This window comes from Brevundimonas sp. FV1ye28 (genome assembly GCF_058681135.1).
Genome location: NZ_CM178731.1, coordinates 2,112,454 through 2,135,870 on the forward strand (window position 1 = coordinate 2,112,454; position 23,417 = coordinate 2,135,870).

At 66.8% G+C, this 23,417-nt stretch carries 21 protein-coding genes; 6 read left to right on the forward strand and 15 right to left on the reverse strand.

The window, feature by feature from the left end:
• Positions 1-17: 17 nt before the first annotated feature.
• The 4 genes from phnE to ACW171_RS10365 form a co-directional block, all read right to left on the reverse strand.
• The gene (phnE, locus tag ACW171_RS10350; protein WP_492096618.1) at positions 18-761 is read right to left on the reverse strand and encodes a phosphonate ABC transporter, permease protein PhnE; all 744 of its coding nucleotides are present in this window, start codon (positions 759-761) and stop codon (positions 18-20) included.
• A 65-nt stretch (positions 762-826) separates the two neighbouring features.
• Complete coding sequence (phnD, locus tag ACW171_RS10355) at positions 827-1,831, reverse strand: phosphate/phosphite/phosphonate ABC transporter substrate-binding protein (RefSeq protein WP_492093095.1); 1,005 nt, start codon at positions 1,829-1,831, stop codon at positions 827-829.
• Entirely contained in the window at positions 1,828-2,598 is a 771-nt protein-coding gene (gene phnC / locus ACW171_RS10360) for a phosphonate ABC transporter ATP-binding protein (protein WP_492096619.1), read from the reverse strand. Before phnC ends, phnD begins: the two co-directional genes overlap by 4 nt.
• A 173-nt stretch (positions 2,599-2,771) precedes the next feature.
• Positions 2,772-4,004, reverse strand: coding sequence for a DUF2254 domain-containing protein (locus ACW171_RS10365; RefSeq protein WP_492093096.1), 1,233 nt, complete (start codon positions 4,002-4,004; stop codon positions 2,772-2,774).
• 238 nt (positions 4,005-4,242) lie between these two features.
• Between ACW171_RS10365 and ACW171_RS10370 the strand changes: the two genes are divergently transcribed.
• Positions 4,243-5,508 (forward strand): type III PLP-dependent enzyme, encoded by a 1,266-nt coding sequence (locus ACW171_RS10370; protein WP_492093097.1) that lies wholly within the window; start codon positions 4,243-4,245, stop codon positions 5,506-5,508.
• Between the two features lie 26 nt (positions 5,509-5,534).
• Here ACW171_RS10370 and ACW171_RS10375 read toward each other — a convergent pair whose 3' ends face one another.
• The 3 genes from ACW171_RS10375 to ACW171_RS10385 all read right to left on the reverse strand — a co-directional run bounded on the left by ACW171_RS10375 (position 5,535) and on the right by ACW171_RS10385 (position 9,430).
• The gene (locus tag ACW171_RS10375; protein ID WP_492093098.1) at positions 5,535-7,943 is read right to left on the reverse strand and encodes a hypothetical protein; all 2,409 of its coding nucleotides are present in this window, start codon (positions 7,941-7,943) and stop codon (positions 5,535-5,537) included.
• Positions 7,943-8,755 (reverse strand): hypothetical protein, encoded by an 813-nt coding sequence (locus tag ACW171_RS10380; protein WP_492093099.1) that lies wholly within the window; start codon positions 8,753-8,755, stop codon positions 7,943-7,945. The genes ACW171_RS10375 and ACW171_RS10380 overlap by 1 nt, the downstream gene beginning before the upstream one ends.
• Before the next feature lie 177 nt (positions 8,756-8,932).
• Positions 8,933-9,430, reverse strand: coding sequence for a PadR family transcriptional regulator (locus ACW171_RS10385; protein WP_492093101.1), 498 nt, complete (start codon positions 9,428-9,430; stop codon positions 8,933-8,935).
• Positions 9,431-9,682: 252 nt separating this feature from the next.
• On the opposite strand from ACW171_RS10385, the gene ACW171_RS10390 reads away from it, so the two are divergent.
• From ACW171_RS10390 to ACW171_RS10400, 3 genes are all read left to right on the forward strand, one after another.
• On the forward strand, positions 9,683-9,919 hold the full coding sequence (locus ACW171_RS10390; protein WP_492093103.1) for a ribonuclease: 237 nt from the start codon (positions 9,683-9,685) through the stop codon (positions 9,917-9,919).
• An 82-nt stretch (positions 9,920-10,001) separates the two neighbouring features.
• Positions 10,002-10,496, forward strand: a complete 495-nt coding sequence (locus ACW171_RS10395; RefSeq protein ID WP_492093104.1) for a hypothetical protein — start codon at positions 10,002-10,004, stop codon at positions 10,494-10,496.
• Entirely contained in the window at positions 10,493-11,269 is a 777-nt protein-coding gene (locus tag ACW171_RS10400) for a phosphatase PAP2 family protein (protein WP_492093106.1), read from the forward strand. The genes ACW171_RS10395 and ACW171_RS10400 overlap by 4 nt, the downstream gene beginning before the upstream one ends.
• A gap of 4 nt (positions 11,270-11,273) precedes the next feature.
• On the opposite strand, the gene aguB is transcribed toward ACW171_RS10400, so the two are convergent.
• The 7 genes from aguB to ACW171_RS10435 all read right to left on the reverse strand — a co-directional run bounded on the left by aguB (position 11,274) and on the right by ACW171_RS10435 (position 20,142).
• On the reverse strand, positions 11,274-12,146 hold the full coding sequence (gene aguB, locus ACW171_RS10405; RefSeq protein WP_492093108.1) for an N-carbamoylputrescine amidase: 873 nt from the start codon (positions 12,144-12,146) through the stop codon (positions 11,274-11,276).
• Positions 12,146-13,138 (reverse strand): agmatine deiminase family protein, encoded by a 993-nt coding sequence (locus ACW171_RS10410; RefSeq protein WP_492093110.1) that lies wholly within the window; start codon positions 13,136-13,138, stop codon positions 12,146-12,148. The genes aguB and ACW171_RS10410 overlap by 1 nt, the downstream gene beginning before the upstream one ends.
• Positions 13,139-13,293: 155 nt before the next feature.
• Positions 13,294-15,891 (reverse strand): TonB-dependent receptor, encoded by a 2,598-nt coding sequence (locus ACW171_RS10415; protein ID WP_492093112.1) that lies wholly within the window; start codon positions 15,889-15,891, stop codon positions 13,294-13,296.
• Between the two features lie 186 nt (positions 15,892-16,077).
• Positions 16,078-16,704 (reverse strand): peptide-methionine (S)-S-oxide reductase MsrA, encoded by a 627-nt coding sequence (gene msrA, locus ACW171_RS10420; protein ID WP_492093113.1) that lies wholly within the window; start codon positions 16,702-16,704, stop codon positions 16,078-16,080.
• Between the two features lie 258 nt (positions 16,705-16,962).
• A complete protein-coding gene (locus tag ACW171_RS10425) occupies positions 16,963-18,450 on the reverse strand; it encodes a capsular polysaccharide export protein, LipB/KpsS family (RefSeq protein WP_492092999.1) in 1,488 nt (495 codons plus the stop codon).
• A 13-nt stretch (positions 18,451-18,463) separates the two neighbouring features.
• Complete coding sequence (locus ACW171_RS10430) at positions 18,464-18,601, reverse strand: hypothetical protein (RefSeq protein ID WP_492093000.1); 138 nt, start codon at positions 18,599-18,601, stop codon at positions 18,464-18,466.
• Positions 18,602-18,978: 377 nt separating this feature from the next.
• On the reverse strand, positions 18,979-20,142 hold the full coding sequence (locus ACW171_RS10435; protein WP_492093114.1) for an OmpA family protein: 1,164 nt from the start codon (positions 20,140-20,142) through the stop codon (positions 18,979-18,981).
• Positions 20,143-20,341: 199 nt separating this feature from the next.
• Here ACW171_RS10435 and ACW171_RS10440 point away from each other — a divergent pair, with 199 nt between their 5' ends.
• Positions 20,342-21,247 carry an SDR family NAD(P)-dependent oxidoreductase gene (locus ACW171_RS10440; RefSeq protein WP_492093116.1) on the forward strand — a complete coding sequence of 302 codons (906 nt, stop codon included), beginning with the start codon at positions 20,342-20,344 and terminating at the stop codon, positions 21,245-21,247.
• 205 nt (positions 21,248-21,452) lie between these two features.
• Positions 21,453-22,655 (forward strand): acetyl-CoA C-acyltransferase, encoded by a 1,203-nt coding sequence (locus ACW171_RS10445; RefSeq protein ID WP_492093118.1) that lies wholly within the window; start codon positions 21,453-21,455, stop codon positions 22,653-22,655.
• An 18-nt stretch (positions 22,656-22,673) separates the two neighbouring features.
• Here the strand turns inward: ACW171_RS10445 and ACW171_RS10450 are convergent, their stop codons facing one another.
• Positions 22,674-23,375 carry a helix-turn-helix transcriptional regulator gene (locus ACW171_RS10450; protein ID WP_492093119.1) on the reverse strand — a complete coding sequence of 234 codons (702 nt, stop codon included), beginning with the start codon at positions 23,373-23,375 and terminating at the stop codon, positions 22,674-22,676.
• Positions 23,376-23,417: the final 42 nt, after the last annotated feature.

Below are 23,417 nucleotides of genomic sequence, written 5' to 3' on the forward strand. Positions count from 1 at the left end.
ACGCGAAGTTGCGACGCTTAAAGCAGACGTTTGCGCATGGCTTGTGACAGCATGTCGATCAGGGTCACCGCGATGACCACGACCACGACGATCGCCGACACATCGCGGAAGTCAAAAGCGTTCATCCGGTCGAACAGCACCTGGCCGATACCGCCAGCGCCGATCAAACCCAGCACGGTCGCCGATCGGCTGTTGGATTCGAAGCGGTAAAGCGCGAACGAGGTCCAGAGCGGGGCCACCTGCGGGATCACACCCCAGACGATCTCGTGCAGCTTGCTCGCCCCGGTGGCGCGCACCCCCTCGACCGGCCCCTTGTCGATCGACTCGACGGCCTCAGAGAACAGCTTGGCCAGCACGCCGGCCGTATTCAGGGCGATAGCCAGAACACCCGGCAGCGGCCCTAGGCCCACGGCGACCACGAACAGCAGGCCGATCACCAGATCGGGGATCGAGCGCAGCAGGTTCATCACCCAGCGAACCGGCGTGACCACCCACACGGGCGACACATTGCGTGCCGCCGCCAACCCCATCGGCACCGCCGCAAAAACGGCGATAAAGGTGCCCCAGAGCGCGATCTGGATCGTCTCCCACATCTTCTCGACGAAGATGCGCCAGTCGGTGAAGTCCGGCTGAAGCAGTTCCTTGGCGAAAATCTGGGTGCTGGTCGCGTTCGTAAAGAGCTTGGAGATGTTGCCCAGGTCGACATCGCCGACGCTGTAGATCAGCAGCAAAAGAACCCCGCCCCAGATCAGGACGTCCAGCGCCCAGGCCCCCAACGACTTCGAGGGAGGCTTGGGGATGGTTCCGGCTGGAAGAGCGTTGTCGGTCAAGGCTGGACCTCACGAAGCGCACGCAGGCGCTGCAGTTCGGCCTCGGCGGCGGTGACACCGGCGGCATCCCCCTTGTCGCGGGCTTCCTGCAGCTTCTGGTCGGCGACCATCTCGCGGATCGGGTTCAGATAGCTGTCATCGGCGACGCGGAACTGGGAATATTCCAGCCCGGCCAGCACCTGGCGCTGGCGATCGGCCTCGGCGCCCGTGCCCTGGCCGTAGGTCAGGAAGAAGCTGCGGATCTTTTCCTTGATCGCCGGATCCAGGTCGCCACGCACCAGAATGCCCGATTCCGGGATCGGCGGGGATTGCCAGATCTCAGTGATCTGGGCCGCGATGGCCGGGTTTTGGCGGTTCAGGAAGACGGTGTTCACGGTGTTCGATGTGGCCACGTCCACGACGCCCGTGGCGACGGCGAAGGCGTTGGCCTGGTGATTGGCCGACCGCACGGTGGCGAAGCACTGAGCCGGCACGATCCCGCGCGGATTGAACAGGAAGGCCATCGGAGCCAGCGTGCCCGAAGTCGACTGGGCGTCGCCGATGCCGAAATCGAACCGTTTGCCGCAGGCCAGGACCTGATCCAGCGTGATGCCCGAGCCGGTCTTCACCACCAGGGTCGAGCGATAGCTGTCCTGGCCTTCCTTGTTGACCGTGCGGGCGATCACCTCGGCGTCGGCGCGATCGATCGCCTCGACCGCCGGCTTGGCCGAGAACCAGGCCACCTGGGTCTGGTTGCCGCGCATGGCCTCCACCAGGACGGTGTAGTTCGAGCCGAAGAAGGGCTCGACCGGCACACCGATCGAGGCCGACATGTCTTCCAGCAGCGGCTGCCACAGCGGCCCGGCCGAGGCCTGGCCTTCCGCCGACAGGATCGAGAAGGTGATTGAAGACGGGGCGGCACCCGATTTGGCGTCATCACCACCGCCGCAAGCCGAAAGGCCCAGCAGGGCGGCCGCGGCGCCGATCATTCCGGCCCGACGAGTGAAGGAGGCGAAGCTCATGCCTTGGTTTCCCAGAACGCGTCCTCGAACTCGGGACCGTAGATGTCGATGAGGCGGGTCGTGTCCAGACCGGTCGACGGTCCGTCATAGACGACCTTTCCGGCCTTCAGGGCGATGACCCGGTCGCAATAGCGGATGGCGTAGTCGACCTGGTGCAGGGTGACGATGACCCCCAGGCCGTCGCGCTTGTTCAACTCGACCAGCAGTTCCATCACCTTGCGGGCGGAGACGGGGTCGAGCGAGGCGACGGGTTCGTCGGCCAGGATTCCCTTGGCGCCCTGGACCAGGGCCCGGGCGATGGCGCCGCGCTGCTGTTGACCGCCCGACAGGGTGTTGGCGCGTTGGGCCGCGTACTCGGCCACGCCGACGCGGTGCAGCGCCGCCATGGCCTTGGTCTTGTCTGCCGAAGGCCAGGCCCCGAACAGACCCTGCCAGCCCGGCAGACGGCCGAGCGCGCCCAGCATGACGTTGGAGAACAGGCTGAGGCGACCGACCAGATTGAACTGCTGGAAGATCATGCCCAGCTTCTGGCGCGCGGCGCGGACGGCGCCGGTGGTGCGGCCGTTCTTCTGGACGCAGGCCCCGAAGACATCGATCTGGCCCGCGCCTGCGTCGATGGACTGCATGCCGGTGATCGAACGCAGCAAGGTGGATTTGCCCGATCCCGACGGACCGATCAGGGCGACCATCTCTCCGACGGCGACGGACACCGAGACGCAGTCCAACGCCTTCCGGGCTCCGAAGGTCTTCGAGACGTCCTTGGCCATGACCATTCCAGTCACGACGGGGCCGGACGCGGCGCTGGCGGCGGATGAACTCATGAACTCGCTGTCGGCGGCTGACGAAACAGGCGCCGAATGACGCGAGAAGCGCGGTCCGGCAAGTCTTAATGCCATGTGCGGCGATGCGACGTCCAGCGCGACGGCTGATGCTCGCCCGATCAGCCCGCCTTTGCGGCCTGTTCGACCTTCTCGATATCGGCAGGCAAGGAGAGCGCCAGTCGCGACCGTTCCAGCGCCTCTCTCGCCAGAGACAGGGCCGCGATCGCCATCGGCCCGTCGTCGCGCGCCAGCTTGTGCAGCAGTTTCTGCAACCGAACCGCCACGGACACATCTCCGGCGCCGTAACGGGCCGGCGGGCCGAAGACGTCCGAGACCAGGTCCTGGTCATCGATCCCCGGTGCCCACAGGCGGGGATACCGGACCTCTACGGAGCCTTCGGACGCCATGGCCTCCCACTCATCGAGCGCCCGCACCGCGGCTCCCATGACCTGAATCGCCGTACCCGGATCATTGACGCCGGGCGACAAGGCCTTGGCGGCGATCTCGCCCAGCACGATAAGCCCGAACCGGGGATCCTGATCGAACGAGCGTTGGGACCCGATCGCGAAGGCCGATCGAAAATCATCGCAGCCGTCCCCGTCGCAGTCTTGCCGACTGATCGCGGCCACCGGATCTCCGCATCGGACGAAGGCGCCCGGCGAGGCCAGGATTTCGACGTGGCAATCCTGCGCCTCGGCCACATCCTGCAATCGGGCGGGATCGACGTTCTGCACATAGCCGGTGTGCTCGGCCAGGATTATGAAGCCCGCCTCGATCTGACCGGCTCGACCGCCGAGATGAGGCGCCCGCCGACGCTCCCTCAGGGCCGCACGCGCGTGGTCTTCCGCCAGATCGATCATGTGACCGACCCGCGCCAGACTGGAGAGCCGGTTGATCCAGGCCAGCAGCCGGAATGCTACCAGCCCGACCACGCCCAGACTGAACAGGAACAGGATCGCCCGCCCCTCCTGACCGTAATAGTGGGCGTTGACCGCCGTCACCGCGACGATCGCGTAGAGGAATGCGCCCACGAAGGTCGAAAGCGCCTTCTGAACCTCGCTGTCGCTCGTCACCAGGGCCGCCACCCGTGGGGTCGCCGCCTGGGACACCGCCGTATAGGCCGTCACCATCGCCCCTACCGAAAAGGTCGCCACACCCAGAAGACTGGAGGCGAGGATGGTCAGGATGGAGCCGACGGAATCTCCGCCCAACCGCTCGGCGACGGCATCCGGCACCCAGGGCGCGCCGATCACGGCCATCAGCGCCGCAGCTACGCCTGCAGCGGTATAGAGGCTCGCCCGAACCCACATTTGACGACGCAGCGTGCGCCACCAGAACAGCCAGCGGTTCATGAGATCTCCCAGTCGCGTCGGGACGAACGGGTCGCCAAGGCAAAGGTTGCCCCCTCGCTTCGTCCGTGCCCGGATATAGCCAGGCCCAGCAAGGGTTTGCCGGGCCATGCGACACAAAAAAACCTCTTTACATGACAGTCACGTGACCCTACATCCCCCGCTTCCGGCGGACCCCGTAGGTCTAACGTTGCGCTGCTAACGCCGGTCTGGGTTTAACAATTACAGGGGTTTACGTGAATTGCGCACGTATCCATTTCCCCTGGACCTGGTCCGCGAGCGGTCCCCTGAACGTCCAGTCGCACTCGTGCGACCGCGTTCGGTTTCCGTAGCGGCGCGCTGGTTCCAGGACAATCTAAAGGCTGACGTCTTCTATGCTGTGAAGGCCAACCCTTCACGTTGGGTCATCGAGGCCCTGAAGGACGCCGGCGTCAAAGGCTATGATGCGGCTTCGATCGCCGAGATCGAACTCGTGCGCTCCGTCGATCCCGACGCGCGCATCGCCTTCATGCATCCGGTGAAAAGCCGTTCGGCGATCACCAAGGCCTATTTCGACCATGGCGTCCGCACCTTCTCGCTCGACTGCGAGGAAGAGCTGCAGAAGATCCTCGACGCCACCGGCGGCGCGAGCGACCTGAACCTGCTCGTGCGGATGACGGTGTCCGCCGACGGCGCGGCCTATTCCCTGTCGGGCAAGTTCGGCGTCTCGCCGGACCAGGCCCCGGCGCTACTGCTGTCGGTTCGCCGGGCGGTCAAGGACGGCCTGATGGGCGTCTGCTTCCACGTCGGTTCGCAATGCATGCGTCCGACCGCCTATCAAGCCGCCATGGCCCAGGTCGGTCGCGCCATCTCGCGCGCCGGCGTCATCGTGGACATCGTCGATGTCGGCGGCGGCTTCCCCTCGGTCTATCCGGGCATGGTCCCGCCGGACATGAGCGAATACGCCGACGCCATCCATCGCGGCTTCAACGAGATGCCCGTGTCGGAAACGACCGAGCTCTGGTGCGAGCCGGGCCGTGCCCTGGTCGCCGAATCCTCGTCGGTCCTGTGCCGGGTGGACCTGCGCAAGGGCGACAGCCTGTATCTGAACGACGGTTCCTACGGCGCCCTGTTCGACGCGACCCACTCGCGCTGGCCCTTCCCGACCAAGCTGGTCCGCGATGGCGACAGCTCGGACGAACTCAAGGCGTTCCAGTTCTACGGACCGACCTGCGATTCGATCGACCACATGCCGGGTCCGTTCTGGCTGCCTGCCGACATCAAGGAAGGCGACTTCATCGAGATTGGCATGCTCGGCGCCTATGGCGTCGCCATGTCGACCGGCTTCAACGGCTACGGCGATCACGAGATCGCCATGGTCGAGGACGCCCCCATGGCCTCGCTCTACGGTCTGGCACCCCGCTCCATCCCGACCGTGCGCACCACGGCCGAAGAGCAGGCCCGCAAGGTCGTTCGCCTGAGCCGCCCCAAGGGCAAGGCCGGTCAGCGCAAGAAGGCGCGGCGCTGAACCACGATGTGAGGAGGCCGGGTGAGCTAGCTCGCCCGGTCACGCCTTTTGAAGAGTCCAAAGTCTCGTCCGCGACGCCGCCGTCTCTGGATCGGCGCATTGTATCGCAACCCTCTGTAGGCGGACCAACCTGCCAAGGCGCCCTGGTACAAGGCCACCAGGGCGTAGAGGATCAGAAGCGCGAAGAAGCAGACCAGAACCCAGGTCATCAGCCGCTCGGTCCAGGCCATGATGAAGGATCCGGTCTCGCGGACCATGGGTGGGTCCCAGAAGGGTATCTCGACCTCGCGGATGGTCAGATCGCCCTTCTCGTCGACCTCGCCAAAAGCCTTTTCGCCGATCCAATAGAACATCTGGCCCGCGCCGAATAATCCCGTGCCACCCAACAGGATGCTGAGCAACGCGGCCCTCTGTCCCGTTCGGCCATCGATCTTCTGCTGGTTCATCCTCTGCAGATCGGCCGCATAGTCTTCCAGACTGTCGATCGCCAGCGTCATCGACGCCTGCTTTCGACTGATGCCCCGCAGGTCTTCCAGCGTGGCGAAAACGGTCCGTTCGGTCTCGTACCGGAATGGGTTGTCGTGACGGAACCGCTCGTATTGATCGAAGGTCGCCAGTCTGGCCTGATTGATGGCGGTCTCGGACTTGTCGAACCGGTTGCCCGAAAGCGGCTCGCACTCCTGCAGAGCCCGCATCAGATCCGTCTTGGGCAGGGGCTGGCTGGCCGCCATGGCCTGGATCCGCTCGATGCGCGTCATGGTCTTGCGCTCATGCGCCCGCGCCAGAAACTCGTTGTGCAGCGCCAGGGCGTGGATCAGGAAGGCGTAGGGACAGGCGCCGATATAGTCGTTGCCCGCCTCCAGGCTGCGGCTCTTGGGCACATAGGTGATCATGGCCCGGTGGTTGGCGTATCGAACGAAGAAGCGATCGCTCGATAGGTCCTCGCCGTCCGGGTAGATCGGATCGATGCTGTCCAGGACCTCCGAGGTGTCCTGGTTCATGAAGTCGATGATGTTCTGATTGAATCCGGCCAGGAAAAGATACTCCAGGCAGTCGGTTCGCTCGGCCTCGAATGCGGGAACATGACGCCGGATCGGCGGGCTCAGGACGTGCTTCGGCGCGTCGTCTTCGCCTAGCGGATCGTCCAGCGCGATGGTCTGGAAACAGTCTCCTGCTCGCATGGCCGCCGCCAGATCCTCGGTCGTCGAGATCGGCAGCCACCGGGCATTCTCGGCGCTCTCATCTGCCCTCTCGTTGAACTCCGGATTGGCGCGGACGAAGGCGTCGCGGGCCAAGGCCTTCACGTAATCCCCCCGCTCGCAGACCCATCGCCAGTAGTCATGGTCCAGCAGGACGGTCGCGTCCTTTTGCCCCTCCACCGCATCCATCATCTCGGTCATGCGCGCGCCATAGGGCTCGTAGCAGTCGGGCTGAACCATCGCCTTTCGAGACGCCGCCGCGCCGACCCCCGGTTCGGGCGGCATCAGCCGATTGAAGAACCGCTTGTCGTGCAACATGAACATGAAGCGGGATCGCGGAGCCGCCAGTCCCGGAACCTCAATGAACGGAACCGGGTCCAGCAGGGCTTTCCTGAACTGGTCGGGCTCGATCGTCAGACGTCGATCGCAGGCCTTCGCAAGGCGATCGAACAGCACGCCGGCATCCTTCTCGAAGGCTGTCGCCACCAGCGGCCAGAACCCCTCGACCCTGGCGGCCCCGTCCGGCGCCTGGCCGATCCGGTGCTCGATCTTGATCGTGTCGAGCGGATCGATGCCGAGCCTCGGCTCGAAGACATCGACGTAGCGAGCCTTGCTGGCGCTCGCCCCCTCGAAGATGTCTTCGGCGAGGGTGTATTCCTTGGGCGCCGCCAGCTTCTGGAGCAGTGACAGAAAATACAGCGTCGACGGCTCATAGCCGGTCCGTCCCGGCTTCAGGTCCCCACCGTAATAGTGGCTGAAACTCAGGTGGTAGCTCAGGGCCCCGTCGTTGTGGGACAACCAGAACCGACGAAGCTTGACCATGCGGTCGCGGTTCAACCCGTCGGGCCTGGCCTCGAAACGCACACCCTCGGTCGTCCACGAGATCGAGTCCGGAACCTTGAACACCAACTCGTCATGCCGGCGGACCGCCTTGCGGGCCTCGTGCATATCCGCGAAATTCTCGGCTGTCGCGGCCAGCAGAAACTCCTGCACCTCGCCCTGGGTCTCGCGATCCGCGATGTCGTTCATCAGAGGATCGACCGCGTTGGCCAGCGCCAGCGAGGGTTTGTGTGACCGCTGCATTCTGGCGAAGACATCCGGTTCGACCCGGGCGCCTGGCGTCAGATCCAGGGCCGAGGCGACCTTGTCAGCCTCGATATACAGAGACAGCGTCCAGTAGATCGTTCCCGACCTGGACTTCTCATAGACACCGGCGTCTTCCCCCGTATCCCCCATCAGCCGCCCCCCGCCTGTCTTGCCAGATCCCTGAAACTTTCAAATCCATCCGTAGGCCGGCCCGCCTTCAGCCAGTTCAGCGCAGGCTGCATGTCGAGAAGGGGAACCGGAGCGGACCGCGCCGCCAGGGCTGCGATCTGACGCGAGGCCTGACCTCCCGAGGTTTCGGCCTCGCCCTTGAGCACGGAGATGCCAAAGAAGCTCTCCAGATGGTCGTGGAAAAGACCCGCATCCACAGACCCTCCCGGATAGTCGATGGCGGCGTAGATCAGGCGGTCGTCCGCATGCTGGTCTGCCGACAAGGCGGGCTGGACGTAGGGAAAATCGACCACGCGCGCACCGACCCGGGTCCAGATCGCCAGTCGATCGACCTGATCGAGACCCGAATGGGCGGTGTCCCGGGCATAGTCCTCTGCGGTCAGCCGAAGGGGATCGTTCTGCTCGATGAAGATGACCGGGGCGGCCCCTTCCGTGTCCAGCCCCAGGGCTCCGAGAGCCAGGATCCGCACGGCCTCCAGGGTGACGCGAAGCAGTCCTCGCCCGCGAGCGGCCTCCTCCACATAGACATAGTTCAGGGCGACCGAGGCCAGCGGCGCTCCAGGACGGTTCATGGCCGTCGCCAGAAAATTGGCCCCGGCCAGCAGACGTCCGTCCTCGTCCTCCAGCACGCAAACCAGTTCGCAATGCGTTCGGCCATAGGCGTGGCGGTGGGTGGCGTTCAACGCCAGGCAGGTCCGGAAACCAGCAAGGCCCTCGCGTTCGTCGGGCAGGACGAAGGCCCGGTCGTAGCCCTCGAAAAATCGCGTCAACACGGGCGAGGTCGGATCGCCGGAAGCGGCAACCCGGATCCCCGGGGGCAGGACCAACTCGAAATCCTGACACATGCGCGATCCAGCTTTCGGTGGCGTCATCCCTGGACTTTGCACGAGGTCTCGGGCCTCGCAAGTTCGCCCGTCGCCGTTACGGCAAGGCGGCCCGTTCCACCGGGATCAGTCCCCGCTGACCTCGCTCACGGCCCGCATCAGAGCCTCGACCACGCGCGCAGCCTCCGCCTCGGACCAGTCTCCGGGCTTCATGACAATGGCCTGGCGCAGGGTGTGCATGGCCTCGCGAACCTCATCGGGAGCCTGTGCGCCCGATACCATGCGCGCCGCCAGGCGCATGCGCTGCATGACGCCGTCCACGGCCGCGCGGTTGTCATCGAGCCAGCCCTGACCGGCTTCGGTCAGCGAGAAGACCCGCTTTCCGCCGCCCCCTTCATCCGTCCTGGCCTCGACCCCAGCAATCAGACCCTCGTCCGCCAGCATCGCCAGCGTCGGATAGACAATGCCCGGCGACGGCGCATAGGCCCCGCCGAACAGCGCCTCGATCGCCTTGATCAGGTCGTAGCCATGGCGCGGCTCCTGTTCGATCAGGGCGAGGGTTACGATACGCAGGTCGCCAGGACCGAAGATGCGCCGTCGGTGGCCGCCGTGACCGCCTGACATTCCGGCGCCGCCGAAGCGGCCGCGCCCTCCGTGTCCGCGCCCACGCCCCTCGCCTTCGGGCCCACAACGGTGGTGGTGATGGCCGTGCTTCGTCTTGTGATGTCCAAACATGTGATGTTCCTTTTCGTTCGTCATGTCTGAAAGATATATCGGCGATCCCTTTCGTCAAGTCCGCGATATATCTTTTATCGCGATCTTAGGAACGGTCGGCGCAGGTGAGGCTTTGATCGAGGACTGGAGCAAGGAGCCGACATGACAGACGCAAAGCCGGAAACCCCCGAAGCCGTGGAAGCCGAGGACATGGGCGAGCGCCCGGATCGGGGCCGAACGCCGGACGCCTTGACCGAAGCCCTGACCGGCAGCGGTATGGGATCGGACACCCGCGCGGGTTCGCTCCAGGGGGGTGCCGCCACCGGTTCGGACGACGACCCGGATCAGGCCGCGGTCGATCGAGACCTCGCCGAACGCGGCAAGCGCGACAAGTCCTAGCCGCACGACCCCCGACCGCCTTGCTGCCGCCCCACCGATGGGCCACGGTGGGCCAACGAACAGGTCTCAAGGACGACACGGGATGAAGCGTTTTCTGGCGGTTATCGCACTCGGGTGCGCGGCGGTGCTGCCCGCCGCGTGCGGCCCCGATACCGATACCCCCGCCGCCGAGATCCCGGCTCGGGTGGAAGGCTCGAGCGCCGCCGCTACGGGGCGTCCCCCGGCTCCGACGACCGGAGCAGTCGGATCAGGCCAGCCTGCCGCCCCCGGCGCTCCCGCTTTCGCCGTCCTCTATCCGGGCGCCGTTCTGGAGACTCCTGCGGTCACGGCCTCGGGGGCGTCCGGACCTGGCGGTCTTGCGACCTATACGACCGATGCCGACCCCGACGCGGTCATCGCCTTCCATCGCAGCAAAGCCGAGGCTGCGGGTCTGACGACCTCGATGGCCATGAACCAGGGTGACGCCCGCGCCTACGGGGCGACCAGCGCGGACGGCGACGCCAATCTCCAGGTTGTCGCCACCGCCACCGAAGACGACTCCACCTCGGTCCAGATCAGCTGGAGCGCCGGACGGTGATCCGGGCGGGCCTGGTCCTGGCCGTCGGCGCATTGGCGCTGCCGGCCGCTGCGCAACAGGCTGCCCCCGCGAGCTACCTCGACCACGCGGCGATCCAGGCCCTGGCCGACGCCGTGCCGCCTGCGCCCGCCGCGGGCTCAGCCCAGGATCAGGCCGACATCACCGCATCCGAACGCCTGCGTGTTCTGGAGAATGGCGACCGCTGGATGCTGGCGACCCGCCATGCGGAGCTGCGGCCGGCGCTCGGCCTCGCCCATTTCGACTGCGCCCTGGGTTTCCGCGTGACCTCGGAGGGCTCGCCTCGCCTCGTCTCGATCCTCGAGCGGATCCTGCACGACGCCAACGAGGCCGCAGAACTGGCCAAGGCCCGCGCCTTTCGCCCGCGTCCCGTGGGCGCCGACCCGGAACGCCCCGCCTGTCAGGTGGTCTCGGCCGCCGGTCGCGCCAGCCCATCATACCCCTCAGGCAGCGCGACGGTCGGTGCGGCCTATGGCGAGGTGATCGCCGCCCTCGCACCCGAGCGCGCCGCCGAAGCGAGCCGAACGGGTCACGAGATCGCGGTCAGCCGCATGGTCTGCGCCATGCACTATCCCTCCGATGTCACCGAGGGAGAAACCCTGGGCAAGGCCGTGTTCCAGCGGATCGCCGCCAGCGAGGCCTTCCAGGCCGATGCCGTCGTGGCTCGCGAAGAGATCGCCCGCGCGCGCTTCGCCGGCCTGACCAGTCCCGCCTGCGCCGCCGAACGCCTGGCGCTGGCGACGCCGCTCCCCTGAGGGCTCAGCTGGTCGGACGGGCCGACGCCAGCGCGCCGTAGAGCTCCGGACGCCGATCGCGGAAGAAGCCCCAGGCGGCGCGATACTGGGCGATATGGTCGAGGTCGAAGGTGTGGACCAGCGCGCCTTCCTCATCACCGTCGAACCGCTCGACCAGATCGCCGCGATGGTCCGAGATGAAGGAGTGGCCATAGAAGGTCTGGCCCGCCTCGGTCAGATGCTCATGGCCGATCCGGTTGGCGCCCACGACCGGCACCGCGTTGGACACCGCGTGCCCCTGCATCGCCCGTCGCCACGGCTCGGCGGTATGCAGGTCGGCGTCCTGGGGTTCGGTCCCGATGGCCGTCGGATAGAACAGCACCTCCGCGCCCTGTAGCATCATGGCCCGCGCGGCCTCGGGGAACCACTGGTCCCAGCAGATGCCGACGCCGATCCGACCGAAGCGCGTGTCCCAGACCTTGAAGCCCGTATCCCCCGGACGGAAATAGTATTTTTCCTGATAGCCGGGGCCGTCGGGGATGTGGCTCTTGCGATAGACGCCCAGCGGCGACCCATCGGCGTCCAGCATGACGACGGAGTTGAAATAGTGCGGCCCCTCCCGCTCGTAGATCGAGACCGGGATGGCGACGCCCAGATCTTTCGCGACCTCGGCCATGGCGATCACGGCCGGATGCTCGCGCCAGGGGTGGGCCGTGGCGAACCAGTGCTCCTCCTGCGTGACGCAGAAATAAGGTCCCTGGAACAACTCGGACGGCAGGATGACCTGCGCGCCCTTGGACGCCGCCTGACGCACCAGATCGACCGTCTTGTTGATATTGGCGTCCGTATCCTCGCCATAGGCGGTCTGCAAGGCGGCGACGGAGATCGTGCGGGCCATCAGGCGGGCTCCTGCTGGGAGATGCAGTGGAAGGATCCGCCGCCGGTCAGGATGTTCGTCGACGGCAGGAGGATGATCTCGCGATCCGGGAAGACCGTGGCCAACGCTTGGCGCGCCAAGTCTGCGGCCGCTTCGTGGCCATAGGTCGGCACGATGACGGCCCCGTTGGCGATCAGGAAGTTCATGTGGCTGGCCGGAATGGCCTCGCCATCCTCGTCCTGCAGCAGCCCAGGCGACGGAATCCTCACCACCCTGAACCCCGCCTCGCCCAGATCGCGGGCGCAGGCGTCATAAACCTCCGCATTCGGATCATCGACGCCGAAGGCGATCGGGCAGGCCACGACGCCCGGCGCCACGAACCGCGCCAGATTGTCGACATGGCCGTCGGTGTGATCGTTCAGCAGGCCCTCGCCCAGCCAGACGATCCGCCTGGCGCCCAAGGCCTCGCCCAACACCTCCAGCGCCTTCGCCTCGGTCCAGCCGGGGTTCCGGTTGGGATTCAAAAGGCACTGGCGGGTGGTCAGGATCACGCCCTCGCCGTCATGGTCCAGAGAGCCGCCCTCCATGACCGCATCGATGCGGGTCAGGGTCGTGCCGGAGCGCTCGCCGATCTGCTCGGCGACCGTCTCGTCGCCCTCCATCACATATTTCCCGCCCCAGCCGTTGAAGCGGAAAGCGGCGGCCGTTTTCGATCCCGGTCCGAAGATGGGCCCCGTGTCCCTCAGCCAGACGTCGCCGAAGGCCCCCGGAACCACCTCGACGTTCTGCACGCCCGCGAACCGCGCCTGGGCACCGGCCAGTTCGGCCTCGCTGCCGACCATCAGCCGCACCTGTTCGCGTCCCGGCCCGGCCAGCGCCAGGACCAAGGCCTCGATCTCGTCCTGAGCGGCCCGCATCAGATCGGGGCCCGCCCAGGGCTCCTCATGGCTCGGCCAGCCGACCCACATCGCCCGGTGCGGCGCCCATTCGGCGGGGATCGGCGAAACGGCCATGGACGGAGCACTCTTTCGGAAAACGCGGGGGACCGCGCCAGATAGCGACCCCCTCCCCCCACTTCAATGCCACGGGCTTGCGGCGGGTTCAGGACAAAGAAAAAGGGCGGCCCCACGAAGGGCCGCCCTGATCCATTTCAGTCTGGAACCAGGTTCTAGAACTTGGTGCCCAGGGTCAGCATCATCGTGCGCGGGGCGCCGAGGGCGCCGCTGCGGACTGCGCCGTTGCGGATCACGACGGCCGCGGTCGGATTCACGTCGATGTTGGTGGCGTTGTTACCGGTCGAGATGTTCCCGATGTACTCTTCGTCCAGCAGGTTGGTGACGTTGAACTGCACATAGGCGTCGCGGATGCCGAAGGTGTCGGTCAGGTCGTAGCGGCTGTCGAAGTCGACGACCGTGTAGGACGGGAAGACTTCGTCGTTGATGTCCGTCGAGAAACGGTCGTCGACGTACTTGCCTTGCAGGCCCACCGACCAGGCCTCGGTGACCTGCCAGTCAGCACGCAGGTTGAAGGTCCATTCCGGGGTCTCGACGATCTTCTTGCCCTTGGTCGGCAGGAAGGTCGTGCTCGAGAGGGCCAGGTCGTCCTGCACTTCCGAGTCGTTGTACGAAGCGGCAGCGTAGACCGAGAAGGCGTCCGTCACCAGCCACTCGACCGAGCCGTCGAAGCCCTGCTGCTTCACGGCGCCGAGGTTACGGTCGACAGAGAAGTTGAAGGTCGGCGAGTTCGGGTCGTTGTCGAAGGAGGAGACGATGCGGTTGTCGTAGTTGATGTACCAGACGGCGGCCGAAGCGATGATCCGCGACGAGGTGTAGCGATAGCCCAGGTCGTAGGAATCGGTGGTTTCCGGCTCGACCGTCGAGAAGTCCAGGCCGCCCGCAGTGTTGCGGAAGGGCTGGTACAGGTTGTCCGTCCGCGGCACCGAGATGCCCTGGGCGAAGGCGCCATAGATCGAGTGGTTGTCCAGGAAGCGGTAGCCGACGTTGATGGTCGGCAGGACGGCGTCGTACTTCAGTTCCTGCGAGTAGGGGCGGATATACTGGGTCGTACCGGTCGAGGCGAAGGTCACATTGCCGTTGGCCAGGGTCGAGGCGACAGCCTCGGTGGTGCAGCGGACGTTGGACGACGCGTTCTGCGAGAAGCAGAACTGGTTCAGTTCACGCGTGAAGAACGGCGCGCGGACACCCAGGGTCAGCGTCAGGGCGTCGTTGAGGAACTGACCACGGTATTCGGCCGAGACCTGGTTCAGCAGGGCGATCGAGAAGCGATCGCGTCCGCGCAGGAAGGAGCCGTCGCGACCGTTGATGCGCAGGTCTTCGTTGCCCCAGGTGTTCTCGCCGGCGAAGACCTCAGGCACCGAGCCGTCGGCGTTGTAGCGGGTCGCCTCGCTGGTCTGGCGGTGGCGGCCGTAGTCGTTGGTGTAGGACACGCGGACGCGGTGATCGTCGTTGATATCCCACAGCAGCGAAGAGATCACGCCGTAACGACGGGTGTTGGTGTTCGACGGGGTGTAGAGGCCGACGTTGTCGCAGCTGTCGCCGTCGCCGTTCAGGTCCACGCCGGTGTTCAGGATCGCAGCGGCGGCGCACTGGGCAGGCGAGGCGACCGTGGCGTTGTTGGTGGTGTTCTGGTCCAGACGGTCGTCACGCTCGCTGGTCAGGGTGTAACCGCCGCCGTTGGCGATCGTGTACTGGAACGAGGGGTCGATCGTCAGACGGATGTTGTCGGTCAGGCCGTAGCTGAACTGGCCGCGGATGTTGCCCGTGTTGGACGGGTTGATCCGGGTGCGGCTGTCATTGGTGCAGCTGCCGGTCGCGTTGCCGCCGAAATAGGTGATGATGTTGGACTGCGTCGCTTCGTTCTGGACCGTGCCGGCGACGCCGGTCGGACGGAAGCAGGCGATGTCGTTCTCGGGGCGCAGGCCGGCGTTGAACGAGGCCAGGGTGTTGAAGTTGTTGTAGAAGCTGTTGCGGTTTTCGTTCCAGTGGAAGGCCAGGCTGGCGAAGTCGCCGTCACCCAGGTCTTGGAACAGGCGCGCGTTGTACTGCTTCTTTTCGAGCGAGCCCGGGCCCTTGAACTTGTCGTAGTCCGTGTACGAACCGGCGATATAGGCGGTGGTGCCCCAAGGACCGAAAGCGCCCGTGTCGAAGCGGCCGAAGACGCGGCCGTAGTTGAAGCTGCCGATCGAGGTGTTGATCTGGGCGCCCATTTCTTCCAGCGGACGGCCGGTCGAGTAGGAGATGGTGCCGCCGTTGGCCGCAGCCGTCGGGCTGTCGGAGTCGGTCGAACCCTGGTTGACCGAGGCGCGCTCGATCAGTTCCGAGTCCAGCTGCTGGTTGGTGTAGGCGGCGTAGTTGCCGGTGTCGTTCAGCGGAATGCCGTCGAACGTCAGCGAGACGCGGTTGCCGTCGAAGCCGCGCAGGCGGATGTTGCCGCCCGAGTTGCCGTATGGGTCGGAGTTGGTGAAGTTCAGGCCAGGGACATTGTTCAGGATCTGGACGATCGACTGACCGGCCTGCTGACGGCTGATGTACTCTTGCGTGATGGTCGAACGGGTCTTGTCGACCGTCTGGGCGACCGTGGCGCCCGAGATGACCCGCGGGCCGCGCTGGCCGGTCACGACGACGGTGTCGACCACAGTGCCTTCAGCGGCGTCCGTACCCGAAGATTGAGCCGAGGCGGCGCCTGCGACGAGAATGCCGCCGACGAGGGCGGTGGTCGCCCAGAGCGCACGAGTGCGAATGTTCATTTTGTATCCCCAGATGGTGCAGGCCTATGGCCGGCGCGCGAGAGACGGCGGCCGAAGAGTGCCGCAATCGTCGAAATCTCGCCCCCTCTAGGGCCGGTCTCGGAACGATGGACGACAGTCGTGTGACAGCCGCGTGACAGCGCCCAGGGGTGGCCTATGCGCCACACTTCACCGCGTCTGAAGGACTCAGCGCCCCCAAACGGCCCGTAGCCGCGCGTCACGACCGCAGAACCGGGTGTATCCCCCGTACCGCACGGGATTCAGACGTGCGAAGTCCTGATGATAGGCCTCGGCCGGCCAGAACCGGGTCGCCGACCTCACCGGTGTGACGAACCGGGACGCGCCGATCACCTGAACCGCAGCGGCCCGCGAGGCATCCGCGATCGGCCGTTGGGCCGCCGTCGCAAACACCGCTGTCACATAGGCCTGCCCCTGGTCACAGAACTGTCCGTCGGGATCGGTCGGGTCGATCGTGCGCCAGAACCGATCCACCAGCTGGCGATAGCTGATGCGAGCGGGATCATAGGTAACCTGGACCGCCTCGACGTGGCCCGTGCCGCCGCGAACCACCCGGTCATAGGTCGGATTGGCCACCGTTCCGCCCGCGAAGCCCGACACCGCCGAGACGACGCCCGGCATGTGTTCGAAGTTCGATTCGACCGACCAGAAACAGCCGCCGGCGAACACCGCCGTCTCGCGCCTCCCGCTGTCCTGAACTGTCGGAGCCGCCGGCGCGCCTGTGGCGGCCTCCCCCTGTGAACAGGCGGCGATGCCGATGAGGGCCACAAGGGCGGAACGAGACAGAAGCGACATTGGGAGGCTCCGAACGCCGCTCGGGGATCACGGAACGGCTGACCAATCAGCTACGTCCCCCCGCTCCATTCGGATACAGGGATCGCCAAGAATTGTCCTGAAGACGCCCCGCCGCCCGCCTGCCGGCTTGGCGCTGTCTGCCTGCGGGCTCAGCAGCGTCTGCGGTTGGCGACGGCCTTGCTTTTGCAGTTCACGTCGGCGTCGGATCGGCGGCCCTGGCGGCTTCTGCGTCACCCGGCTGGGTTGCGGAACCGCGGGTCAGCGGGCGGCGGCGAACCTGCGGGCGAGGGCGCGGGCGGTGTGCTTGCGGGCGCGGGGCTCGTGGTAGTTGCCGTTGACCTGGGTGCGGTTGATGACGTGGGCCTTGAAGCGCAGGAACAGGTCGTCCTCGGGGGCCCTGGGCGCGGTCCAGAAGCCGTCGATGGGCTGCTGGTCGGTCAGGCCGTCGATGTCGAAGAAGGCCTCGCCCAGGACCTTGACCGGGGTGGAGAAGCCGAGCGCCGAGAGCGCCGCCGAGGAGTTGTTGACCACCATGCCCGAGGAGGCCCGGCACAGGGCCGCCAGGTTGCCGCCGTCGATGAAGTCGACCCGGTCTGCGATGCCGCGCTCGACCGCCAGGACGTGGGTCATGCGGGCCAGGTCGACCAGGCCCGGATCCAGCGGGTGGTTCTTGATCACCAGCCGCGCCTCGGCGGGGGCGTTCCGGGCGAAGGAGGTCAGGACCTCGGCCAGGAAGGCGGTGTTGTCGGCGTAGTGGGAGTAGCGCAGCAGCTGGGCGTCGCCCTCGCGCTGCAGGCAGGCCAGGAAGAAGGGGCCGCGCCGGCGGATCACGTCGGCGTCGCTCTCGGACTTGGAGCGGAAGGTCAGGCTCAGATAGCGCCGCACATGGCCCGCGAACTGGAGCCAGGGCGACTGGGTATAGGGATAGACGTAGCGGCGGAACACCAGCCGGCCGAACGGCTGCATGGCGTGATACAGGCTGATGTTGATGACGTGGTGCGGCAGGATCCGGCCCACGGACCGGGTCGGCAGCATCTCCGGGATCGGCGGGTCATAGGCGTCGCGATCGCGCGGCAGGCCGGACGAGGCGTTGACCCCGTTCTCCTCGACCGTGATCCAGTCCGGGCGGAAGTAGCCGTTTTCCAGCACCCAGATGCGCATGGGCGCATCGGGGTGGGCGGCTGACGCCGCACCGCTAACGCTCGCGCCGCGGGCGCTCGCTGCTTGAGCGGAAGGGTTGCCGGTATCGGAGGCAGCGGCCTTGGCCAGGGCTTCGGCGCGGAGGGCCTTGAGCTTGGTGGCCTGGGACAGGACGGCCTGATTGTAGGGGCCGCCTTCGCCGAAGACGATCAGGTCGGTCAGGCCCTGGTCCTGGACCATCTTGGCCAGGCGGGCGGGCCAGCGGCGCACGTCGCCGGTGTAGGGCTGGGCACCCGACCGGCGCCAGTAGGCGGCGTCGCCGGCGTTGAACAGCATGCGGGCCACCGACGCGCCCTCGGCCGTCAGCTGTTCGGCCAGGGCCCGGCCGAACGGGCCGAAGGGGGCGGTGACGATCAGGAAGCGGCGGCCGGCCAGCGACTGGCCCGGCGTGAAACGGGTCGCGCCCTGGACGACCGGCGCAAGAGGGGTCTGGGGCGCGGGATGGACCTGGACCGGAAGGGCGGTCGTCCGGGCCGCGCGCGCGGACGTCTCGCGCGAAGCGAGGTCGGCGGAGGCTTGCCTGGGGGTGATGCGGATGTCCGCCATGGTCAGGACCGGCTCACGCGAGGTCTTCGGAACGGGGATGATCGGCCGAGCGCCAGCACAGGGTCTGGCCGTCCGTTCCGCCCAGGTCCCGCAGGATCGGGAGGAAGGCGGTTCCAGCGCGGACCGGACGAGAGGCTCGGAGCTGTGACATGGGGGCCTTTGTCGCCGCCCCTGTCTCTCGGATCAACCGACTTGTCCAAAAAAGCGAGCGCCGTCGCTCCAGGTTCGCCAGACCGTTCAATCCCGTAGCGGGCCTCGGGACCGCCCCGACCGCCCTCTGGGCAGGCTGGAGCGAAGGCGCAGAAGCGGGACGGTTCGGAGGCGACCTTTTCGGGTTCGACGCCCTGAAACGCAAAACCGCCGGCCTCCTGGAGGGGAGAACCGGCGGCTCAGCATACGGATCGTGACGAGAGGCGTTGTGGGTCCGGCGGCCCGCGAAGGCCGTCCGACGCATCGACCCCTCGACGTCTTCTGGTCGGTCGGATCGGGCCCCGATCCCTTGCGGGACCGGGGCCTTTTCCGGACGTCTTAGAAGTTGATGCCGATGGTGGCGCGACGGTTCAGAGGCTCGCGAACGCCGTCGGCGGTCGGACGAGCCAGGTTGGTCTCACCCTTGCCGTCGAGAGCGATCACGCCGCCGGCGACGCCTTGGGCGACCAGGGCGTCAGCCACGGTGCGCGAGCGACGGTTCGACAGACCCACATTGTAGGCGGCCGAGCCGGAGGTGTCGGCGTAGCCGACGACCAGCACGCGGGTCGGGCGACCCGTCTTGGCGTAGTTCGCCGCCTGGGTGACCACCGAGCGGGCTTCGGCCGTCAGGTCCGAGCGATCCCAGTCGAAGTACACGATGAACTCACGCGCGACCGGAGCCGGAGCCGGCGGAGGCGGCGGGGGCGGCGGGGGCGGAGGAGGCGGCGGGGGCGGGGGCGGCGGGGGCGGAGGCGGCGGAGGCGCCGTCTCGCCGCCGAAGGCATAGCGCAGGCCCAGGGTCACGGTGTGGCTCTGGTCGTAGTCGCCTTCGAAGGTGCCGTAGTTGTTGGCGGCCAGGGTCGAGGTCGTGAAGGTGTCGAACTCGAAGTCGCCCGTCAGATAACGATACGTCAGGTCGATGTTGGCGCGCTCGCCGACGGCGTAGCTCAGGCCGGCGATGGCTTGAGCCGCGAACTTGGTCGAGGAGTCGTCAGCGGCGACGGAGACGCCGCGCTGGCCGCGGATCGTGCCCACGAACTCGGTGTTGACGCGGTTGACGCCGACGCCGAGGCCGACGAACGGACGCACGCCCCAGTACTCGCCGCCCAGGTCATAGATGACGTTGGCCATCAGGGTGGTCGATTCGACGTCGCCTTCCGGCGAGAAGCAAGGACCGGTGGCCGGGGTGAAGTTGCAGACGCCGGTCGGAACCGAGCCCGTCGAGTGACGGATGCGGCCGATGTCGCCCGAGCGGTAACCGCCCTCGAGCTCGACGCGCCAGTTCGGGTTGAACCGGTAGCCCAGACGCGCGAACGCGGCCCAGCCGTCGTTGGCTTCGATCTGCCAGTTCACGCCGTTGCCCGAAGCCTCGACGTTGTAGTTTTCGTTAGCGAAATGGTAGCCGGCGTCTACAGCGCCGTACCAGCCGTCCGGCTCAGCCGAAGCAGCACCAGCGGCGAAAAGCCCCGCGGCTGCGACGCTGGCGAGAAGTTTCAGCTTCATGTCAGTCCTCATAATTCGTTGAATGCCCAAAGGCCACGCTTACACGTGACGCTCACCGGGCCTAACTGCAGAGTTGGGCCCGGGTTCCTTATTTCGGTTCGCAATACGGCGACTGTGGCGCCGTTTCAACACATATCCCCCTCTTGGCGAACCCGTTTGGCCTGTTATCAGGGTGAACAGCGATAAGGGAGGCCTCTCAATGGCAATGCGGTTCGACGGCAAGGTGGCGATCGTGACGGGCGCGGGCGGAGGTCTCGGACGCGAGCACGCCCTGGCCCTGGCGGCGCGCGGGGCCAAGGTCGTGGTCAACGATCTTGGCGTGGCCCGGGACGGGGCCGGATCCTCGACCAGCCCGGCAGAGGCCGTCGTCGCCGAGATCATCGCGGCAGGCGGCGAGGCCATGGCCAACGGCGCCTCGGTCACCGACTACGAGGCCGTGAAGGCGATGGTGGCCGAGGCCGTCGCGAAGTGGGGGTCGGTCGATATCCTGGTCAACAACGCCGGGGTGCTGCGCGACAAGTCTTTCGCGAAGATGGAGGTCGAGGATTTCCAGTTCGTCGTCGACGTCCATTTGATGGGGGCCGTGAACTGCACCAAGGCGGTCTGGGACGGGATGCGCGAGCGTAACTACGGGCGGATCGTCATGACCACCTCGTCGTCGGGCCTCTACGGCAACTTCGGCCAAGCCAACTACGGCGCGGCCAAGATGGCGCTGGTGGGCTTCATGCAGACCCTGGCCATCGAGGGGGCCAAGAACGACATCCGGGTCAACTGCCTGGCGCCCACGGCCCATACGCGCATGACCGAGGATCTGGGCGCGGCCCTGCCGCTGGAGGCCCTGGGGCCTGAACTGGTGACGCCGGGCCTTCTGTATCTGGTCAGCCAGGACGCGCCGACGCGCTGCATCCTCGGCGCCGGCGCCGGCGGCTTCGAGCGCGCCTACGTCACCCTGACCCAAGGCGTCCGCATCGTCGGCGACGACGCGCCGGAACAGGTGCAGGCCCAGTTCGAGGCCATCTCGGACCGCACGGGCGAGATCGTGCCGGAGATGGGCGCCGCCCAGGGCATGATCGAACTGAACAAGGCCCAGAACGCGCATTCCTGACGTCGCCTACCGCTCGGCTCGCGGAGCCTCGCTGCTTGAGGCGAGGTTCCCGGGCTTGCCTTGACGCGGCGGCAGGCGCGTAAGTTCAGACCCATCCGCTGAACCGGCCGACAGAAGCCGGGAGCGATCCCCGAGGAAACCCCGGCGCTCAAGCAGCGAGGCTCCGCGAGCCGAGCGGTAGCGCCCTGAAAGAAAGAGCATCCCGATGCGTGAAGCCGTCATCGTCTCGACCGCCAGAACTCCGATCGGGCGCGCCTATCGTGGCGCCTTCAACGACACCCAGCCCCAGCAACTCGGTGCCCATGCCGTGAAGCACGCGGTCGCCCGCGCCGGCATCGATCCGGCCGAGATCGAGGACGTCGTCATGGGCGCGGCCCTGCAACAGGGCGGGACCGGTACCAATGTCGCGCGCCAGATCGCCCTGGCGGCCGGCCTGCCTGCCTCGGTCGCCGGCATGACCATCGACCGCCAGTGCGCCTCGGGCCTGATGGGTATCGCCACGGCAGCGAAACAGGTGGTGTTCGACCAGCAGAAGGTCGCCGTCGGCGGCGGTCTGGAATCGATCTCCCTGGTCCAGAACCAGCACATGAACCTGTACCGGATGAAGGACGAGGAGCTGCTGAAGCTCTCGCCCCACATCTATATGTCGATGCTGGAGACGGCCGAGGTCGTCGCCCGCCGCTACAACATCTCGCGCGACCGCCAGGACGAGTACGCCCTGCAATCCCAGCAGCGCACCGCCGCCGCCCAGGAGGCCGGTCGTTTCGACGCCGAGATCGTGCCGATGACCACCACCATGCAGGTCATGGACAAGGCGACCGGCCAGGCCTCGGCCAAGGAGGTGACCCTGTCCAAGGACGAGGGCAACCGCGCCGACACGACGCTGGAAGGCCTGAAGGGTCTCAAGCCCGTCTTCGGCGGCGGCGAGGAGATCCAGCAGGGCGAATTCATCACCGCCGGCAATGCGTCCCAGCTGTCGGACGGCGCCTCGGCCTCGGTCATCATGGAGGCCGGCGAGGCGGTGCGTCACGGCCTGCAACCCCTCGGCGCCTATCGCGGCATGGTCGTGGCCGGTTGCGAGCCCGACGAGATGGGCATCGGCCCGGTCTATGCCGTGCCCAAGCTGCTGAAGCGCCACGGCCTGACCATGGACGACATCGGCATCTGGGAACTGAACGAGGCCTTCGCTGTCCAGGTCCTGTACTGCGCCGACACCCTGGGCATTCCGATGGACCGGCTGAACGTCTCGGGCGGCGCCATCTCGATCGGCCACCCCTATGGCATGTCGGGCGCCCGGATGACCGGCCACGTCCTGATCGAAGGCAAGCGTCGCGGCGCCAAATACGGCGTGGTGACCATGTGCATCGGCGGCGGCCAAGGCGCGGCCGGCCTGTTCGAGATCTTCTGATCCGGTCGGCGTCGAGGGTCAGTGATCCTCGACGCCGTACTGCTCCCGCAGATAGGCGCGCCATTTCGCCCGCAGGGCGGCGGGCCGGGCCGGATAGCGTTCGTCCAGCACCTCGGCGACCAGTACCCGGTCGGTCCGGAACATGCGGAAGTCGTCGCGGGTCTCGCACCAGGCGATGACGATGCGGGTCGCCTCGCGATAGGCGACCTGGAACGGCCAGATGGTCCGGCGGCTCTCCACCTCCTTCTCGTCCTTGTAGTGGAGAGCGACCTTGCGGGCGGCGTGGATGGCCCCGCGCATGGCGGCCATGTCGATGGTCTCGGGCAGGACGTCCCAGCTCTTGGGCGCCCCCAGCGCCGGCTCCAGCACTACCGGGCGCAGCCGCTCGGGCACCGTCGCCGCGATCTTGGCGATCAGGTCACGCGCGGCGCGGGCCAGGGCCGGGTCTCCCCTGCCCGCCACCCACTGGGCGCCCAGAACCGCGGCCTCGACCTCGTCGGAGGTCAGCATCAGGGGCGGCATGTCGAAGCCTGAATCGAGCACATAGCCGATGCCCGCCTCGCCCCGGACCGGAACGCGCTGGGCCATCAGGGCGGCGATGTCGCGATAGACGCTGCGTTTGGATGTCTCCAGCTCGACTGCGATAGACTCCGCCGTCACCGGCTGGGAGCTGCGTCGCAGAAGCTGGACGATCTGGAAAAGCCGGTCTGCGCGTCTCATTAGATTCCTTAGTGCGCTATCGCTCCCGACGCGGTCGGTCGC

Bases quoted from the DNA above. Each gene is read 5' to 3' on its own strand.
- phnD (WP_492093095.1), bottom strand. From the start codon at position 1,831: ATGAGCTTCGCCTCCTTCACTCGTCGGGCCGGAATGATCGGCGCCGCG.
- phnC (WP_492096619.1), bottom strand. From the start codon at position 2,598: ATGGCCAAGGACGTCTCGAAGACCTTCGGAGCCCGGAAGGCGTTGGAC.
- ACW171_RS10365 (WP_492093096.1), bottom strand. From the start codon at position 4,004: ATGAACCGCTGGCTGTTCTGGTGGCGCACGCTGCGTCGTCAAATGTGG.
- ACW171_RS10375 (WP_492093098.1), bottom strand. From the start codon at position 7,943: ATGGGGGATACGGGGGAAGACGCCGGTGTCTATGAGAAGTCCAGGTCG.
- ACW171_RS10385 (WP_492093101.1), bottom strand. From the start codon at position 9,430: ATGTCAGGCGGTCACGGCGGCCACCGACGGCGCATCTTCGGTCCTGGC.
- ACW171_RS10390 (WP_492093103.1), top strand. From the start codon at position 9,683: ATGACAGACGCAAAGCCGGAAACCCCCGAAGCCGTGGAAGCCGAGGAC.
- ACW171_RS10395 (WP_492093104.1), top strand. From the start codon at position 10,002: ATGAAGCGTTTTCTGGCGGTTATCGCACTCGGGTGCGCGGCGGTGCTG.
- aguB (WP_492093108.1), bottom strand. From the start codon at position 12,146: ATGGCCCGCACGATCTCCGTCGCCGCCTTGCAGACCGCCTATGGCGAG.
- ACW171_RS10410 (WP_492093110.1), bottom strand. From the start codon at position 13,138: ATGGCCGTTTCGCCGATCCCCGCCGAATGGGCGCCGCACCGGGCGATG.
- ACW171_RS10415 (WP_492093112.1), bottom strand. From the start codon at position 15,891: ATGAACATTCGCACTCGTGCGCTCTGGGCGACCACCGCCCTCGTCGGC.
- msrA (WP_492093113.1), bottom strand. From the start codon at position 16,704: ATGTCGCTTCTGTCTCGTTCCGCCCTTGTGGCCCTCATCGGCATCGCC.
- ACW171_RS10425 (WP_492092999.1), bottom strand. From the start codon at position 18,450: ATGGCGGACATCCGCATCACCCCCAGGCAAGCCTCCGCCGACCTCGCT.
- ACW171_RS10430 (WP_492093000.1), bottom strand. From the start codon at position 18,601: ATGTCACAGCTCCGAGCCTCTCGTCCGGTCCGCGCTGGAACCGCCTTC.
- ACW171_RS10435 (WP_492093114.1), bottom strand. From the start codon at position 20,142: ATGAAGCTGAAACTTCTCGCCAGCGTCGCAGCCGCGGGGCTTTTCGCC.
- ACW171_RS10440 (WP_492093116.1), top strand. From the start codon at position 20,342: ATGGCAATGCGGTTCGACGGCAAGGTGGCGATCGTGACGGGCGCGGGC.
- ACW171_RS10445 (WP_492093118.1), top strand. From the start codon at position 21,453: ATGCGTGAAGCCGTCATCGTCTCGACCGCCAGAACTCCGATCGGGCGC.
- ACW171_RS10450 (WP_492093119.1), bottom strand. From the start codon at position 23,375: ATGAGACGCGCAGACCGGCTTTTCCAGATCGTCCAGCTTCTGCGACGC.